This is a genomic window from Stenotrophomonas sp. LM091, assembly GCF_001806305.1.
GTDB lineage: Bacteria > Pseudomonadota > Gammaproteobacteria > Xanthomonadales > Xanthomonadaceae > Stenotrophomonas > Stenotrophomonas bentonitica_A.
Genome location: NZ_CP017483.1, coordinates 1,002,511 through 1,016,724 on the forward strand (window position 1 = coordinate 1,002,511; position 14,214 = coordinate 1,016,724).

Annotated in this window: 13 protein-coding genes; 6 read left to right on the plus strand and 7 right to left on the minus strand. The window is 67.2% G+C overall.

Annotated elements, in window-relative coordinates:
- Nucleotides 1-60: 60 nt before the first annotated feature.
- Nucleotides 61-963 (minus strand): sigma-E factor negative regulatory protein, encoded by a 903-nt coding sequence (locus BIZ42_RS04505; RefSeq protein ID WP_070425668.1) that lies wholly within the window; start codon nucleotides 961-963, stop codon nucleotides 61-63.
- Nucleotides 960-1,580 (minus strand): RNA polymerase sigma factor RpoE, encoded by a 621-nt coding sequence (gene rpoE, locus BIZ42_RS04510; RefSeq protein ID WP_019183456.1) that lies wholly within the window; start codon nucleotides 1,578-1,580, stop codon nucleotides 960-962. Before rpoE ends, BIZ42_RS04505 begins: the two co-directional genes overlap by 4 nt.
- A gap of 238 nt (nucleotides 1,581-1,818) precedes the next feature.
- Here rpoE and BIZ42_RS04515 point away from each other — a divergent pair, with 238 nt between their 5' ends.
- The 4 genes from BIZ42_RS04515 (at nucleotide 1,819) to BIZ42_RS04530 (ending at nucleotide 6,434) form a co-directional block, all read left to right on the plus strand.
- Nucleotides 1,819-3,882: a 3-hydroxyacyl-CoA dehydrogenase NAD-binding domain-containing protein gene (locus tag BIZ42_RS04515; RefSeq protein ID WP_070425669.1), complete on the plus strand. Its 2,064-nt coding sequence runs from the start codon at nucleotides 1,819-1,821 to the stop codon at nucleotides 3,880-3,882.
- 159 nt (nucleotides 3,883-4,041) lie between these two features.
- The gene (locus BIZ42_RS04520; RefSeq protein WP_070425670.1) at nucleotides 4,042-4,905 is read left to right on the plus strand and encodes a pirin family protein; all 864 of its coding nucleotides are present in this window, start codon (nucleotides 4,042-4,044) and stop codon (nucleotides 4,903-4,905) included.
- Between the two features lie 113 nt (nucleotides 4,906-5,018).
- Nucleotides 5,019-5,741, plus strand: coding sequence for an aquaporin Z (aqpZ, locus tag BIZ42_RS04525; protein ID WP_019183459.1), 723 nt, complete (start codon nucleotides 5,019-5,021; stop codon nucleotides 5,739-5,741).
- Nucleotides 5,742-5,972: 231 nt separating this feature from the next.
- Nucleotides 5,973-6,434, plus strand: coding sequence for a hypothetical protein (locus tag BIZ42_RS04530; protein WP_070425671.1), 462 nt, complete (start codon nucleotides 5,973-5,975; stop codon nucleotides 6,432-6,434).
- A 124-nt stretch (nucleotides 6,435-6,558) separates the two neighbouring features.
- Here BIZ42_RS04530 and BIZ42_RS04535 read toward each other — a convergent pair whose 3' ends face one another.
- Nucleotides 6,559-7,410 (minus strand): pirin family protein, encoded by an 852-nt coding sequence (locus BIZ42_RS04535; protein WP_070425672.1) that lies wholly within the window; start codon nucleotides 7,408-7,410, stop codon nucleotides 6,559-6,561.
- 227 nt (nucleotides 7,411-7,637) lie between these two features.
- On the opposite strand from BIZ42_RS04535, the gene BIZ42_RS04540 reads away from it, so the two are divergent.
- Together BIZ42_RS04540 and BIZ42_RS04545 are read left to right on the plus strand one after the other, a co-directional pair.
- Nucleotides 7,638-9,719 (plus strand): carbon starvation CstA family protein, encoded by a 2,082-nt coding sequence (locus BIZ42_RS04540; protein WP_070425673.1) that lies wholly within the window; start codon nucleotides 7,638-7,640, stop codon nucleotides 9,717-9,719.
- A complete protein-coding gene (locus BIZ42_RS04545) occupies nucleotides 9,719-9,943 on the plus strand; it encodes a CstA-like transporter-associated (seleno)protein (protein WP_070425674.1) in 225 nt (74 codons plus the stop codon). The genes BIZ42_RS04540 and BIZ42_RS04545 overlap by 1 nt, the downstream gene beginning before the upstream one ends.
- A 120-nt stretch (nucleotides 9,944-10,063) precedes the next feature.
- On the opposite strand, the gene BIZ42_RS04550 is transcribed toward BIZ42_RS04545, so the two are convergent.
- The 4 genes from BIZ42_RS04550 to BIZ42_RS04565 all read right to left on the minus strand — a co-directional run bounded on the left by BIZ42_RS04550 (nucleotide 10,064) and on the right by BIZ42_RS04565 (nucleotide 14,091).
- On the minus strand, nucleotides 10,064-10,654 hold the full coding sequence (locus BIZ42_RS04550; protein ID WP_315985449.1) for a dihydrofolate reductase family protein: 591 nt from the start codon (nucleotides 10,652-10,654) through the stop codon (nucleotides 10,064-10,066).
- Between the two features lie 52 nt (nucleotides 10,655-10,706).
- The gene (locus tag BIZ42_RS04555; protein WP_019183465.1) at nucleotides 10,707-11,957 is read right to left on the minus strand and encodes a DUF819 family protein; all 1,251 of its coding nucleotides are present in this window, start codon (nucleotides 11,955-11,957) and stop codon (nucleotides 10,707-10,709) included.
- A gap of 114 nt (nucleotides 11,958-12,071) precedes the next feature.
- Entirely contained in the window at nucleotides 12,072-13,403 is a 1,332-nt protein-coding gene (locus BIZ42_RS04560) for a HAMP domain-containing sensor histidine kinase (RefSeq protein WP_070425676.1), read from the minus strand.
- Entirely contained in the window at nucleotides 13,390-14,091 is a 702-nt protein-coding gene (locus BIZ42_RS04565; RefSeq protein ID WP_070425677.1) for a response regulator transcription factor, read from the minus strand. The genes BIZ42_RS04560 and BIZ42_RS04565 overlap by 14 nt, the downstream gene beginning before the upstream one ends.
- Nucleotides 14,092-14,214 lie beyond the last annotated feature (123 nt).

The following is a 14,214-nucleotide window of genomic DNA, read 5'->3' on the forward strand; positions in this document are numbered from 1 at the left end:
AAGAAAGGGGGGGGAACGCTCCGGCGCACGGGCCGGAGCGGAGCGTCGCCGCGACGATGCTCAGTCGCGGTGCCGGCGTGCGGGTTCGGCCGTTTCGGCTGACTCCTGCAGACGCGGCTCGAAGGGATAGAACGCAGCCTGCGGCGCCTGGGTGGAGAAGCTCGCATTGAGCGCCCCGCCCGCAGCCGGGGCCAGGCTGGACCGCGGCCAGGGCTTGGCCTGCAGGTTGCCGACCTCACCGAACGGGAACTGCCGCACGGTCGCCGCCGGCATGGCCGGGGTCAACGGCGCCTGGCTGGCAACCGCCCGCTGCGGTTCGGCACTGCGTTCGGCGGCGCTGCCACGCGCGGCCTGCTGGGTACGCGTGGCGCTGGCGCTGGCGCGGCGTGCGGTGGCCACGTCCTGGCGGCGGCTGGCCGCCGCCACCGCAGCCGCCGGCACCGCAGCCACGGCGAGTGCCTGTTCGGCGGCCGAGGCTTCGGTAACCGGTGCGGCCGGCAGTTCGGCCTGGCTGGCGATGATGGTGGTCGGCGCCTCCAGCGGGGCCTGGGCGGGCAGCTGTTCGCGCGTCATGAACATCGCCACCGCGGCCACGGAGGCGGCCAACGCTGCGCCACCGCCCCAGCGTCGCCAGCTGCCGCGCCGTTGCGCCTGCTCCGGGCCACGCTCCACCCTGGCCTGCATCGCCGGGGCGGGCTCTACGGCCACGGACGCGCGCACACGCTCGGCGAAATCGACCGGGGCCGGTGCGCAGGCCTGCCCGCGCAGCACATCGCCCAGCATCTGCCAGCGTTCGTTGCAGCTGGACAAGGCCTCATCGTGTTCCAGCCGACGCAGCATGAAGCGCGCTTCATCGGCCGACAGTTCACCATCGATCAGCGAGGACAGCTGCTGACGGTAATGGGCGTCGAATTTATCGGGGGACGCGCCCCGGGAAGCATCATTGGACATATCGTGGCTCATGCGCGGCTCTTCTCGCGGGTGGCGCTGCCCACATCGAGCAGCGGCCGAAGTTCAGTGTCGATCGCCTCGCGGGCACGGAAAATCCGCGACCGCACGGTGCCGATCGGGCACCCCATCTTCTGCGCGATTTCGTCGTAGCTCAGGCCCTCCACCTCGCGCATGGTGATGGCTGACCGCAGTTCTTCAGGCAGCGCGGACACTGCCTTCATCACCGTCTGTTCCAGTTCCTGTCGCATCAATTCGCGTTCGGGCGTGTCGGTGTCGCGCAGGCGGGTGCCGCTGTCGTACTGCTCGGCGTCCCCGATTTCGATGTCATCGGTGGGCGGGCGGCGGTTGTGCGCGGCGAGATGGTTCTTGGCAGTGTTCACGGCAATCCTGTGCAGCCAGGTATAGAACTGGGCGTCGCCGCGGAAACTGCCGATCGCGCGGTACGCGCGGACGAACGTGTCCTGGGCGACGTCCTGACATTCACTCCAGTCCGCGATGTAGCGCCCGATCAGCGCGATGACCCGATGCTGGTACTTGCGCACCAGGACATCGAACGCCGCGCTCTCGCCACGCTGCACACGTCGGACCAGCTCCAGGTCCAGCTCCTGTGGTGTTTCAACCTCGGCCATGGGGGGCCGCACTCCTATCAGCCCAACCGACGTCGGGCAATGAGACTGCCAATCCCGGGAAAAGTTCAGCGCTCGATCACACGGCGCCGCACCAGCTTTTAACCACCGTTCCGTTAAGGTTTCCGATCCAGGCAATGAATCGACGGTATCTCTCCCCCAGCTATAGGGATTTGACGGGGAGGAAACAACCTCTGGATCATAGCCCCCTTCTCCATACACAACCGGATGGAACGTTCCCATGCTCTCAGGCTTCGATGGGCTCCGCTTCTCGCATTGGCACCCGCAGATCCGTGACGATGGCGTCGTGGTGCTCAGCCTCGACCGCCAGGACAGCAGCGTCAATGCCATGTCGCAGGACGTGCTGCTCGAACTGGGCGACCTGATCGAGCGGATCGCGATGGACCCGCCCAAGGCGGTGGTGATCCAGTCGATCAAGGCGGCCGGCTTCATCGCCGGGGCGGACCTGAAGGAATTCCAGGCGTTCGACCGCCGCGGCACCGTCAATGACGCGATCCGCCGTGGCCAGAGCACCTACCAGAAGCTGGCCGAACTGCCCTGCCCGACCGTGGCGGCGATCCATGGGCATTGCCTGGGCGGCGGCACCGAGCTGGCGCTGGCCTGCCGTTACCGCGTGGCCTCCAATGATCCGTCCACCCGGATCGGCCTGCCGGAAACCCAGTTGGGCATCTTCCCGGGCTGGGGCGGCAGCTCGCGCCTGCCGCAGCTGGTCGGCGCGCCGGCGGCGATGGACATGATGCTGACCGGCCGCAATCTGTCGGCCTCGGCCGCGCGCAACATCGGCCTGGTCGACAAGGTCGTCGCGCCCGCCGTGCTGCTCGATACCGCGGTCTCGCTCGCACTGAAGGGCACCACCCGCCCGTTCAAGCAGCGCGCGACGGCGTGGATCACCAACACCTGGCTGGCGCGCAGGCTGCTCGCCCCGCAGATGGCCAAGCAGGTCGCCCGCAAGGCGCGCAAGGAGCACTACCCGGCGCCGTACGCGCTGATCAACACCTGGGCGCGCACCGGTGGCAGCCCGATCCAGACCCGCCTGGATGCCGAGCGTCGCGCGGTGGTCAAGCTGGCCGGCACGCCGACCGCACGCAACCTGATCCGCATCTTCTTCCTGACCGAACGCCTGAAGGCCCTGGGTGGCAAGGACCATGGCATCCAGCACGTGCACGTGGTCGGTGCCGGCGTGATGGGGGGCGACATCGCCGCGTGGTCGGCCTACAAGGGCTTCAACGTGACCCTGCAGGATCGCGAGCAGCGCTTCATCGATCCGGCCATGGAACGCGCGCAGGCGCTGTTCGCCAAGCGGGTGAAGGACGAGAGCAAGCGCCCGGCCGTGGCCGCGCGGTTGAAGGCCGATCTCGCGGGCGAGGGCGTGGCGCTGGCCGATCTGGTGATCGAAGCGATCATCGAGAATCCGGAAGCGAAGCGTGATCTGTACCAGTCGCTGGAGCCGACGATGAAGGCCGATGCGCTGCTGACCACCAACACCTCCTCGATCCCGCTGGACGAACTGCGCGACCACATCCAGCGCCCGGCGCAGTTTGCCGGCCTGCATTACTTCAACCCGGTCGCGCAGATGCCGCTGGTGGAAATCATCCACCACGACGGCATGGCCCCGGAAACCGAGCGTCGCCTGGCGTCGTTCTGCAAGGCACTGGGCAAATTCCCGGTGCCCGTCGCCGGTACCCCTGGCTTCCTGGTCAACCGCGTGCTGTTCCCGTACATGCTCGAAGCCGCCACCGCCTATGCCGAAGGCGTGCCCGGGCCGGTACTGGACAAGGCCGCGGTCAAGTTCGGCATGCCGATGGGCCCGATCGAACTGCTCGATACCGTCGGTCTGGACGTGGCCGCAGGCGTGGGCAAGGAACTGGCGCCCTTCCTCGGGCTGCAGGTGCCGGCTGCCCTGGCGACGGTGGAACAGGGCAAGCGCGGCAAGAAGGACGGGCAGGGCCTGTACAAGTGGGAGAACGGCCGGGCGCAGAAGCCGGACGTCCCCGCCAACTACGAGATCCCGGCCGATCTGGAAGACCGCCTGATCCTGCCGCTGCTCAACGAAGCGGTGGCCTGCCTGCACGACGGCGTGGTTGCCGATGCGGACCTGCTCGATGCCGGCGTGATCTTCGGCACCGGCTTCGCCCCGTTCCGCGGTGGCCCGATCCAGTACATCCGCGCCACCGGTGCCGATGTGCTGGTCGAACGCCTCAAGGTGCTGCAGCAGCGCTACGGCGGTCGCTTCGCCCCGCGCCCGGGCTGGGACTCGCCGGTACTGCGTGAGCCCGTGATCTGAGGCGCGATGATGTGATGTGACAACGCCACCGTGAGGTGGCGTTGTCGTTTGTGCTGCCGTCCCTGTGCGACCAGAACAACCTGTTACCGATACAGGCCTCCCGCCCCCACACCCCGCATGCGATCCTCCCGCTCTGTCCCCGCCAGCGAGACCGCCCGCATGACGACCATCATCGCCCCCCGCATCCATGACATCGGTGGCCTGCAGGTACGCCGCGCCGTGCCGACCCTGCAGGCGCGCAGCGTCGGTCCGTTCGTCTTCGTCGACCAGATGGGCCCGGCCGTGCTCTCCCCCGGCACCGGCATCGACGTGCGCCCGCATCCGCATATCGGCCTGGCCACCGTCACCTTCCTGTGGTCCGGCGCCATCGGCCACCGCGACACGCTCGGCTCGGACCAGGTGATCCGCCCCGGCGACGTCAACTGGATGACCGCCGGCCGCGGCATCGCCCATTCCGAACGCACGCCCACCGTCGAACGCGAGCACGACCATCCGCTGCACGGCATGCAGACCTGGCTCGCGCTGCCGAAGCAGTTTGAAGAGACCGACCCCGCGTTCTACCACCATGCCGCCGCCACCCTGCCCCAGCAGCGCCGCAACGGGGCCTGGCTGCGTGTCATCGCCGGACGCGCGTACGGCGAAGAATCGCCGGTCAAGGTCTTCGCCGATACCCTCAACGTTGCCATCGATCTGGATGCCGATGCGGAAATCGATCTCGATACCGGCCACGCCGAGCGCTCGCTCTACATCCTGGAAGGCCAGGCCCAGCTCGATGGCGTGGATGTTCCCGCCCAGCACCTGATCATTCCCGAGCCCGGTGCCCGCGGCCGCCTGCGCGCCAAGACCCCGATCAAGGCGATGCTGATGGGCGGCGAACCGCTGGATGGCCCGCGCCACCTGTGGTGGAACTTCGTGTCCAGCTCCACTGAGCGTATCGAGCAGGCCAAGCACGATTGGGAATCCGGGCGTTTCGGCACCATCCCCGGCGACGACAAAGAGTTCATTCCGCTGCCCACGTACTGACCTGCGCACCGCCATCGACCGTTCGTCGGGCATTGACGCCATCGTCACCCCGATGAACCCCGATTCAGCTACGTTGCGCCTGCCCACCCCGGGCATACACGTGGAGCACGTCGATGAGCATGGGCAAACGTCTGGCCGCCGAGTTCCTGGGCACGTTCTGGTTGGTATTGGGTGGGTGTGGCAGCGCCGTGCTGGCCGCCACGTTCGGCGGCGATGGCAATCCGCTGGGGATCGGCTTTCTGGGCGTCGCGCTGGCCTTCGGCCTGACCGTGCTGACCGGCGCCTACGCGTTCGGGCACGTGTCCGGCGCGCACTTCAATCCGGCGGTCAGTGTCGGCCTGTGGGCTGGCGGCCGCTTCCCCGCGCGCGAGCTGCTTCCTTACATCGTGGCGCAGGTGCTGGGCGGCGCACTGGCCGGCTTCATCCTGCTGCAGATCGCCTCCGGCGCGCCCGGTTTCCAGATCGATGGCAGCCAGGCCGGCGCATTCGCCAGCAACGGCTATGGCGCACTTTCGCCGGGGGGCTACAGCGTCGCCGCCGCCGCCCTCTGCGAAGTGGTGCTCACCGCATTCTTCCTGATCGTGATCATGGGCTCCACCCATGGCAACGCACCGGCCGGCTTCGCCCCGATCGCGATCGGCCTGGCCCTGACCCTGATTCACCTGATCAGCATTCCGGTCACCAACACCTCGGTCAATCCGGCGCGCTCCACTGCCGTAGCCCTGTTCGCCGGCAGCGGCGCACTGGGCCAGCTCTGGCTGTTCTGGCTGGCGCCGCTGCTGGGCGGGCTGATCGGCGGCACTCTCTACAAGTGGATGGGCACCGCGCCGCGCTGATGCTCAGGGCCGGGCGGGCAACCCCCGCCCGGCCGCTGACAAAGGAATCAACTGAAACCGTTATTTGTACACTGAGTCACATTCCGTTAAGGTCCCGAGCACTCGTCCGACACTGACGGCAGCGAGTGATCCGGTAGGCGCGCGGGGAATGCGCCACCACGGCCTGGGTTGTCGACGGCCACCGGAACGGCTGTCAGCGACGGACGCGATCATCGACCTTTGGGGGAATGCATGAACGTCCTGCGCGCTGTCGTGTGTGTGTGTCTGCTGGTGTCTGCCGGCGCCGTCGCGGCGCAAGCGACCAGCGAATGTCCGTCCCTGCCCGCCAGCAGCGGCCTGAACTGGCAGCAACTGGCCCAGCGTGACCTGATCCTGTGCAGGGCCAGCACCGCCGATGGGCGTGAAGTGCTCAGCCTGACCTTGAGCGCACGCAATCCGGAGCTGCCGTTGAACCGTGCGCTGCGCCAGGAAAAAGGCAGCTTCGCCGGTGAAACCCTGTACTGGTACCAGCCCGACCTGGGCGGCCAGAAGCCGCCGGGGTATGAAACCCGCCGCATCACCGTGGTCAAGTTCGACAGGAACCGCTTTGCCCAGATCGCGCTGTATGCCGGTGACGCCAGCGAACTCGGCTCGCTGCAATCGTTGGCGCAGGGCATGAGCCTGACGCCCTCGGCCGTCGCCGCCGGGCGCTGAGCACGAGGCCGGGACGGTGCACCGCACTCATCCCGCCATCCACGGTAGCGCCGGCCGCTCGCCGGCGCCTCCCACACCGTCAGGTGTCATGCGTTTGTCGGCCAGCGGGCGGTGCCAACGCCCCTCAGAAGCGGCCTTCCTGGAAATCCACGAAGGCCTGCATCAGCTCCTGCTTTGTATTCATCACGAACGGCCCATGCCGCATGACCGGCTCGCGCAGCGGGCGGCCCGCCACCAGGATCAGGCGCGCCCCGGTTTCACCGGCACGCAGGACCAGCTGCTCGCCGCCGCCCAGCACCGCCATTTCCTGGCGGGCCACCGGGCGCGCATCGTCGCCTTCGCCGATCTCCAGCCCGCCTTCGAATACGTAGGCGAACGCGTTATGGCCATCGGGCAGCGTGTAGCGCCAGCCCGCGCCGGCATCCAGCGTGATGTCCAGGTACACCGGATCGGTGGCCGGCTGCACGATCGGCCCGACCGTGTCGCCCACCTGGCCGGCGATGACCTTCACCTGCACGCCCCCGGCCGGTGCCGTCACCGGAATATGGTCCGGCGCGAACTCCTGGTACTTCGGCTCGGTCATCTTCTCGCGTGCGGGCAGGTTCACCCACAGCTGGAAGCCGCGCATCTGCCCCGATTCCTGCTCGGGCATCTCCGAGTGGATCAGGCCGCGGCCGGCGGTCATCCACTGCACGCTGCCCGGCGTGAGCAGGCCCTCGTTGCCATGGTTGTCCTTGTGCCGCATGCGGCCATCGAGCATGTAGGTCACGGTCTCGAAACCACGATGTGGGTGGCTCGGGAAGCCGGCGATGTAGTCCTCGGCGCGGTCGGTGCCGAATTCATCCAGCAGCAGGAACGGGTCCAGGTCGGGCAGCGAGGGGCCGCCGATCACGCGCGTCAGGCGCACGCCGGCGCCATCGGAGGTGGCCATGCCACGGATGGTGCGCAGCACGCGCACCGGGGTTGGGCTGCTCATGATGACTCCAGGATCGGTGAACTGCCTACAAGATGGGCGCGCCGGCCCCGCCGGCCAACCGCCACGCCCGCAACCAATTGTTCCAAGCGTGGTGTTCCGATGACGTGCACGGGCACGCACCGCGCCCACCCTACGACCAAAGTACTAGCGGCAAGCCCCCGCCATTGCATTGACCCCGTCAGTGCGAGGGCGGACTCTTACGACGATCTCCAGGGAGACGCAATCTCATGAAAGGTTTTTCGAAACTGGGTTGGGCAGTCATCGCACTGCTCGGCGCCTTCTGTCTAGGCACCGTCGCGCTGCGCCGCGGTGAACCCATCAATGCACTGTGGATCGTCGTCGCTGCGGTCTCCATCTATCTCATCGCCTATCGCTTCTACAGCCTGTTCATCGCCGACAAGGTGATGCAGCTCGATCCGACCCGGGCCACGCCCGCGGTGATCAACAACGACGGTCTGGATTACGTTCCGACCAACAAGCACGTACTGTTCGGCCACCACTTCGCCGCCATCGCCGGTGCAGGCCCGCTGGTCGGCCCGGTGCTGGCCGCGCAGATGGGCTACCTGCCCGGCCTGCTCTGGCTGGTGGTGGGCGTGGTCGTGGCCGGCGCGGTGCAGGATTTCATGATCCTGTTCCTCTCCAGCCGCCGCAACGGCCGCTCGCTGGGTGACCTGGTGCGTGAGGAAATGGGGCCGGTGCCCGGCACCATCGCCCTGTTCGGCGCCTTCCTGATCATGATCATCATCCTGGCGGTGCTGGCGATGGTGGTGGTCAAGGCGCTGGCCGAAAGCCCCTGGGGCATGTTCACGGTCATCGCGACGATGCCGATCGCGATCCTGATGGGCGTGTACATGCGCTACATCCGCCCGGGCAAGATCGGTGAGATCTCCGTGGTCGGTCTGATCCTGCTGCTCGCCGCGATCTGGTTCGGTGGCAAGGTCGCCGCCGACCCGGTCTGGGGCCCGGCCTTCACCTTCACCGGTATCCAGATCACCTGGATGCTGATCGGCTACGGCTTCGTCGCCTCGGTGCTGCCGGTGTGGCTGCTGCTGGCCCCGCGCGATTACCTCTCCACCTTCCTCAAGATCGGCACCATCGTGGCGCTGGCGATCGGCATCCTCATCGTCATGCCCGAGCTGAAGATGCCGGCCCTGACCCAGTTCGCCGCCAGCGGCGACGGCCCGGTCTGGAAGGGCGGGATGTTCCCGTTCCTGTTCATCACCATCGCCTGTGGCGCGGTCTCCGGTTTCCACGCACTGATCGCTTCGGGCACCACGCCCAAGCTGCTCGCCAATGAGCGCCACATGCGCTACATCGGCTACGGCGGCATGCTGATGGAATCGTTCGTCGCGGTGATGGCGCTGGTGGCCGCCTCGATCATCGACCCGGGCATCTACTTCGCCATGAACGCGCCGGCCGCCGTGATCGGCCCGGATGCGGTCTCCGCTGCGGCCTACATCAGCAATACGTGGGGCTTCATCATCACCCCCGAGCAGCTGGAGGCCACGGCCGCAGCGATCGGCGAGCCGACCATCCTGCACCGCGCCGGTGGCGCACCGACGTTGGCAGTGGGCATCGCGCAGATCCTGCACGAGGCGATCCCGAGCGGCAGCAACGCGATGATGGCGTTCTGGTATCACTTCGCGATCCTGTTCGAAGCCTTGTTCATCCTCACCGCGGTCGACGCCGGTACCCGTGCCGGTCGCTTCATGCTGCAGGACCTGCTGGGCAACTTCATCCCGGCCCTGAAGAAGACCGAATCGTGGACGGCCAACATCATCGCCACCGCCGGTTGCGTGGCGCTGTGGGGCTACCTGCTTTATACGGGCGTGGTCGATCCCTTCGGCGGCATCCAGACCCTGTGGCCGCTGTTCGGCATCTCCAACCAGATGCTGGCCGGTATCGCGCTGATGCTGGGTACCGTGGTCCTGTTCAAGATGAAGCGTGACCGCTTCGCCTGGGTCACTGGTGTGCCGGCGGTGTGGCTGCTGATCTGCACCACCTATGCAGGGCTGATCAAGATCTTCGACAAGAACCCGGCGCAGGGCTTCCTGGCCCAGGCGCACAAGTACCAGGACGCGATCGCCACCGGCACCCTGACCGCCCCGGCCAAGACCGTCGGCCAGATGCACCAGATCGTGGTCAACGCCTACGTCAACACCGGCCTGACCGTGCTGTTCCTGTTCGTGGTGTTCTCGATCCTGTTCTACGCGATCAAGACCATCTTCATGGCCCGCCGCACGCCGCAGCGGACCGACAAGGAAACCCCGTACGTGGCACTGCAGCCGCACCAGATGGCGGACCTGTGATGAGCACCGAACTCGTCCCCGCCGGTCAGTACCAGGCCCATCGCCGCATCTGGCGGCGCCTGGTGCAGACCGCGCGGCTGTGCTGCGGCATTCCCGACTACGACAACTACGTCCGGCATGTGCTGGAAAATCATCCGGACCGCGTGCCGATGGACTACAAGACGTTCTTCCGCGAGCGCCAGGAGGCGCGGTACAGCGGCAAGAACGGGGGGCGCTGCTGCTGACGCCGCAGCGTCCGCACGGTCCCGGCCGGAGGTCGCGACAACGTTGCAACCAAACGGCGGCGCGAAAGCGCCGCCGTTTCTGTAGATGGCCCCAGGCCGGTGCCTGGCCGACCCTCGGCCCTAGCCAGCGCTGCCGATGGCGTAGCGCGTCTGCACGAATCCGAACGGGTACACCACGGTGGCGCGATGCGTCAGGAGCGCTTCGGCCCCGGCCTCGCCGAACAACCGCAGGCCACCACCAACCAGGACCGGAATCGTGGTCACGGTGATCTCCCGCAACAGGCCCTCGGCGAGGAAGGATTGCACCGTGCGTCCGCCATCGATGTAGAGTCGGTCCAGGCCACGCGTTGCCGCTTCTTCCATCAATGTGGACAAGGCCCCGGAATGCAGCCGCACCGAGTTTGGTGCCGCCTCCGGAACGGCCTGCAGGGTGTGGCTCAGCACATAGACCGGCAGATCCGCGTAAGGCCATTCGGGAAAGGACAGCACCTTCTCGAGGGTGCGCCGCCCCATCACGATCGCCTTGATCGGCACCATGTAGGCAGCGTATCCACAATCCTCACCGGCCGGCACGCTCTGATTGGCGTGGTCGAGCCAGTCCAGACTGCCATCCGCGCGCGCGATACAACCGTCCAGACTGACGGCAATGAACGAAGAACAATGAGGTGTCACACGTCTCTCCCAGGTGTGGCGCCGGCCCGGGGCCGGCACGACCGGACTGCGCGTCCCGGACGGGCCGGTACGCGCGCGATCATGATCCCGCTTACGCGCCCGCCATCCACTTCAGGATCAGGCCAGTCACATAGGCCAGCCCGGTACCGGTGGCGTAGCCCACGGTGCCCAGCAGCACGCCGACCGGCGCCAGGCTCGGGTGGAACGCCGCGGCCACCACCGGCGCCGAAGCGGCTGCACCGATGTTGCCCTGCGAACCGATGGCGAAGAAGAACAGCGGCGCGCGCATCAGCTTGGCCGCGATCCACAGCACCAGGATGTGGGTCAGCATCCAGATCGCGCCCAGCGCGAACAGCCACGGGCGGTCGAGCAGCGAGAGCAGGTCCATCTGCATGCCGATGCAGGCGATCAGGAAGTACAGGAACAGGGTGCCCAGGCGCGAGGCACCGGCCGATTCGAGCCTGCGTGCACGGGTGAAGCTCAGGCCCAGGCCGAGCGCGGTGGACAACAGCACCACCCAGACGAATGCGCTGTCCAGGCTGAACTGGCTGGCCCAGCTCACATTCGCCTTGAACCAGCCGCTCAGCGGTGCGGCGATGGCATGCGCCAGACCGACGCCACCCAGTGCCACGCCGACGATCACCATCAGGTCGGTGAGGCTGGGAATGCGGGCGTTCTGCGCCTCGTAGGCGGAGATCCGGGCCTTCATCTCATCGATGGCACGGGTATCGGCGCCATTGCGCGTATCGATCTGCTGGGCGCGGTTGGCCAGGAACAGCAGCACCGCCATCCACAGGCTCGCGCAGGCCACGTCGACCACCGCGAACTGGCCGAAGGTGGTGGCATCGGTGCCGAACACTTCGCGCATCGCCACCATGTTGGCGCCGCCGCCGATCCAGCTGCCGGCCAGGGCGGCCATGCCCTTCCAGGTATCACCGGCCACGGTGGCCGGGTGGATCCAGGACATCGTCTGGAACGACACGATCGCGCCGAGGATGATGCCCAGCGTACCGGCGCAGAACACCACCAGCAGTTTCGGGCCCAGCTTCATGATGCCCTTCAGGTCGATCGAGAGCGTCAGCAGCACCAGCGCTGCGGGCAACAGCACGTCACGGGCGATCGGGTTGTACAGCGAGGTGTTATGGCCGTCGATCAGGCCGGCGGTGTTGTAGATGGCCGGGATGAAGTAGCACAGCAACAGCGCCGGCACCCACGCGAAAATCTTCTTGAGGATCGGGGTCGGGCCACTGGCGGCCCAGAAGATCACGGCCAGGGTGGCGGCGATCAGGCCGAGGCCGACGATGTCATTGGTGATCAGGGCAGTACTGGGTTCGGTCGGCATCAAGCCATCCTCTGTCGATCGAAGGGATAAAAAAAAGCGCCGCATAGAGCGGCGCCTCCGGAGCTTAACATTGTCTTCACGACGCCACACTTTGCAGCGCAGCGCGCGGGCCGATCACGACGCGGGCAGCGATGCGCGTTCAGAGCGACCCGGCAGCGAAGCGCCCAGATCGAGGATCACACAGGTACCGCGCGGCACACAGGGCTGGATCTGCAGCGCCCAGCCCAGGTGCTCGCACAGCCGGGCGATCAGCTCCAGGCCGATGCCGCTCTGCTCGTTGCGATCGCCGCGCGCCATGCGTGCATGTACGGCGGCGATCTCTTCCGGGCTCATGCCCAGCCCGGGGTCCTGCAGCGTCACCACGGCCTGCCCGGAGACCTGGATGTGGATGGTGCCGCGACCGCTGTTCTCGATCGCGTTGCGCAGCAGATTGCCGATCGCGGCCTGGACCACGCCGAGCGGGGCGATGATATCCACGCGCGCAAGGCCGTCGATCTCGATGTGCAGGTCCTTGTCGCCCATCAGATGGCGATGGTCTTCGATGATGTCCGGCACCAGCAGGTCGAGCGGAATGCGTTCACCGAGCGCGGCCAGCCGGGCCGGGTCGCGTGCGAGCACCAGCAGCAGCTGGATCAGCTGCTCCACCCCCTGGGCCGTGCGGTGCACACGCTGCATCTGCTGGCGCGCACGCTCTGGAATGTCCGGCTGGCCCAGCGCCAGTTCCGAGGCCCCGGTGATCACCGCGATCGGCGTACGCAGTTCGTGGCTGGCGGTGCTGATGAAGACCCGCTCGCGCTCGACGAACTGTTCGTTGCGCGCCAGGTAGTCATTGAGCGCGTTGGCGATCACGTACAGCTCGGAGCTGGCGCGCGGGTCCACCTCCACCCGTTGCCCGGGCACCCCCGGGTGCAGATCGTCGATGCGCCGTGCCAGCGAGCTCAGCGGCCGCACCAGCCGGCCGACGCCGAAGGAGGCCATCAGCACGGTCACGATGATCATCAGCACGCCGGCCAGCAGCACCCAGCGCGTGGCGAACTGCTCCAGCTCGTGGAAATCGTTGATGTCCAGCACCAGCGCCAAGCGCCCCAGCTGGGTGGTTTCACGCACCATCACCGCGCTGGCGCGGCCGTTGACCTCCACGCCGTCGTGCAGCCCCGGGTGCAGCGTGCGCAGGCTGTCCGGCACCGTCGGGCTGCCGTTGATGTAGAACAGCCGCAGCGTGTCCGAATCCTGCCAGCGGTAGTGCGGCTCGTGTTCGATGTGGTTGACGATGCTGTCCAGCTCGGAGTTGAGCAGCGCCCGCCATGCCGAGTGTTCGGCGTGTTCGTGCACGTAGTTGCCCACGCTGAACACCGCCAGCGAAATCAGCGCCAGGTAGCCCAGCAGCCACCACACCATGCGCCGGTGCATCGGCGATGGCGTGGGCGGGCGCTTACGCCACTTCATCTGCACCGCCCGCCGCGGAAACGCCGAGGCGGTAACCGACCCGCGGCAAGGTGTGGATCAGCTTCTGCTGGAACGGGCCATCCACGCTGCGGCGCAGTTCGTACACGTGCGAGCGCAGCAGATCCCCGTCGGGCAGCTCGTCACCCCACAGTGCGAATTCCAGCTGCTGGCGGGTCACCGCGCCGGGGCTGGCGCGCATCAGCACCTCCAGCAGCTTGCGGCAGGCCGGATACAGGTGCAGCGGCTTGCCGTCGCGTTGCGCCTCCAGGGTGGCCAGATCCAGCTTGAGGTCGGCCACTTCCAGCAGCTTGCGCGGGTTGCGCCCTTTGGCGCGCACCATCAGCGCTTCAAGACGTACTTCCAGCTCGGGCAGTGCGAAGGGTTTGGTCAGGTAGTCGTCGGCGCCGGCGCGGAAGCCGGCGATCTTGTCGGGGAGTTCGTCGCGCGCGGTGAGCATGATCACCGGCACTTCCGAGCCGTGGTCGGCACGCAGCCGGCGCAGCACTTCGGGCCCTTCCATGCGCGGCAGCATCCAGTCCAGGATCAGGGCGTCATAGGGCTGCGACACGGCCAGGTGCAGGCCGGTCACGCCATCGGGCGCGACGTCCAGCACATGGCCCCGCGATTCGAAATAATCGAATAGATTGGCAACCAGCTGACGGTTGTCTTCAATGACCAGCAGCCGCATGGGAGACTCTCTTGACCGGTTGGGCGCATGGTAGCGGGAACCCTGTCGGAATCCGGTCGCAATGGGGGTGGTTACGACGCTTTTCCTACGCTGTCGGGGAGACAGTGGCCGTTTTGCCAAAGA

Bases quoted from the DNA above. Each gene is read 5' to 3' on its own strand.
- BIZ42_RS04520 (WP_070425670.1), top strand. From the start codon at position 4,042: ATGACGACCATCATCGCCCCCCGCATCCATGACATCGGTGGCCTGCAG.
- BIZ42_RS04560 (WP_070425676.1), bottom strand. From the start codon at position 13,403: ATGAAGTGGCGTAAGCGCCCGCCCACGCCATCGCCGATGCACCGGCGC.
- BIZ42_RS04515 (WP_070425669.1), top strand. From the start codon at position 1,819: ATGCTCTCAGGCTTCGATGGGCTCCGCTTCTCGCATTGGCACCCGCAG.
- BIZ42_RS04540 (WP_070425673.1), top strand. From the start codon at position 7,638: ATGAAAGGTTTTTCGAAACTGGGTTGGGCAGTCATCGCACTGCTCGGC.
- BIZ42_RS04530 (WP_070425671.1), top strand. From the start codon at position 5,973: ATGAACGTCCTGCGCGCTGTCGTGTGTGTGTGTCTGCTGGTGTCTGCC.
- rpoE (WP_019183456.1), bottom strand. From the start codon at position 1,580: ATGGCCGAGGTTGAAACACCACAGGAGCTGGACCTGGAGCTGGTCCGA.
- aqpZ (WP_019183459.1), top strand. From the start codon at position 5,019: ATGAGCATGGGCAAACGTCTGGCCGCCGAGTTCCTGGGCACGTTCTGG.
- BIZ42_RS04545 (WP_070425674.1), top strand. From the start codon at position 9,719: ATGAGCACCGAACTCGTCCCCGCCGGTCAGTACCAGGCCCATCGCCGC.
- BIZ42_RS04535 (WP_070425672.1), bottom strand. From the start codon at position 7,410: ATGAGCAGCCCAACCCCGGTGCGCGTGCTGCGCACCATCCGTGGCATG.
- BIZ42_RS04505 (WP_070425668.1), bottom strand. From the start codon at position 963: ATGAGCCACGATATGTCCAATGATGCTTCCCGGGGCGCGTCCCCCGAT.
- BIZ42_RS04555 (WP_019183465.1), bottom strand. From the start codon at position 11,957: ATGCCGACCGAACCCAGTACTGCCCTGATCACCAATGACATCGTCGGC.
- BIZ42_RS04565 (WP_070425677.1), bottom strand. From the start codon at position 14,091: ATGCGGCTGCTGGTCATTGAAGACAACCGTCAGCTGGTTGCCAATCTA.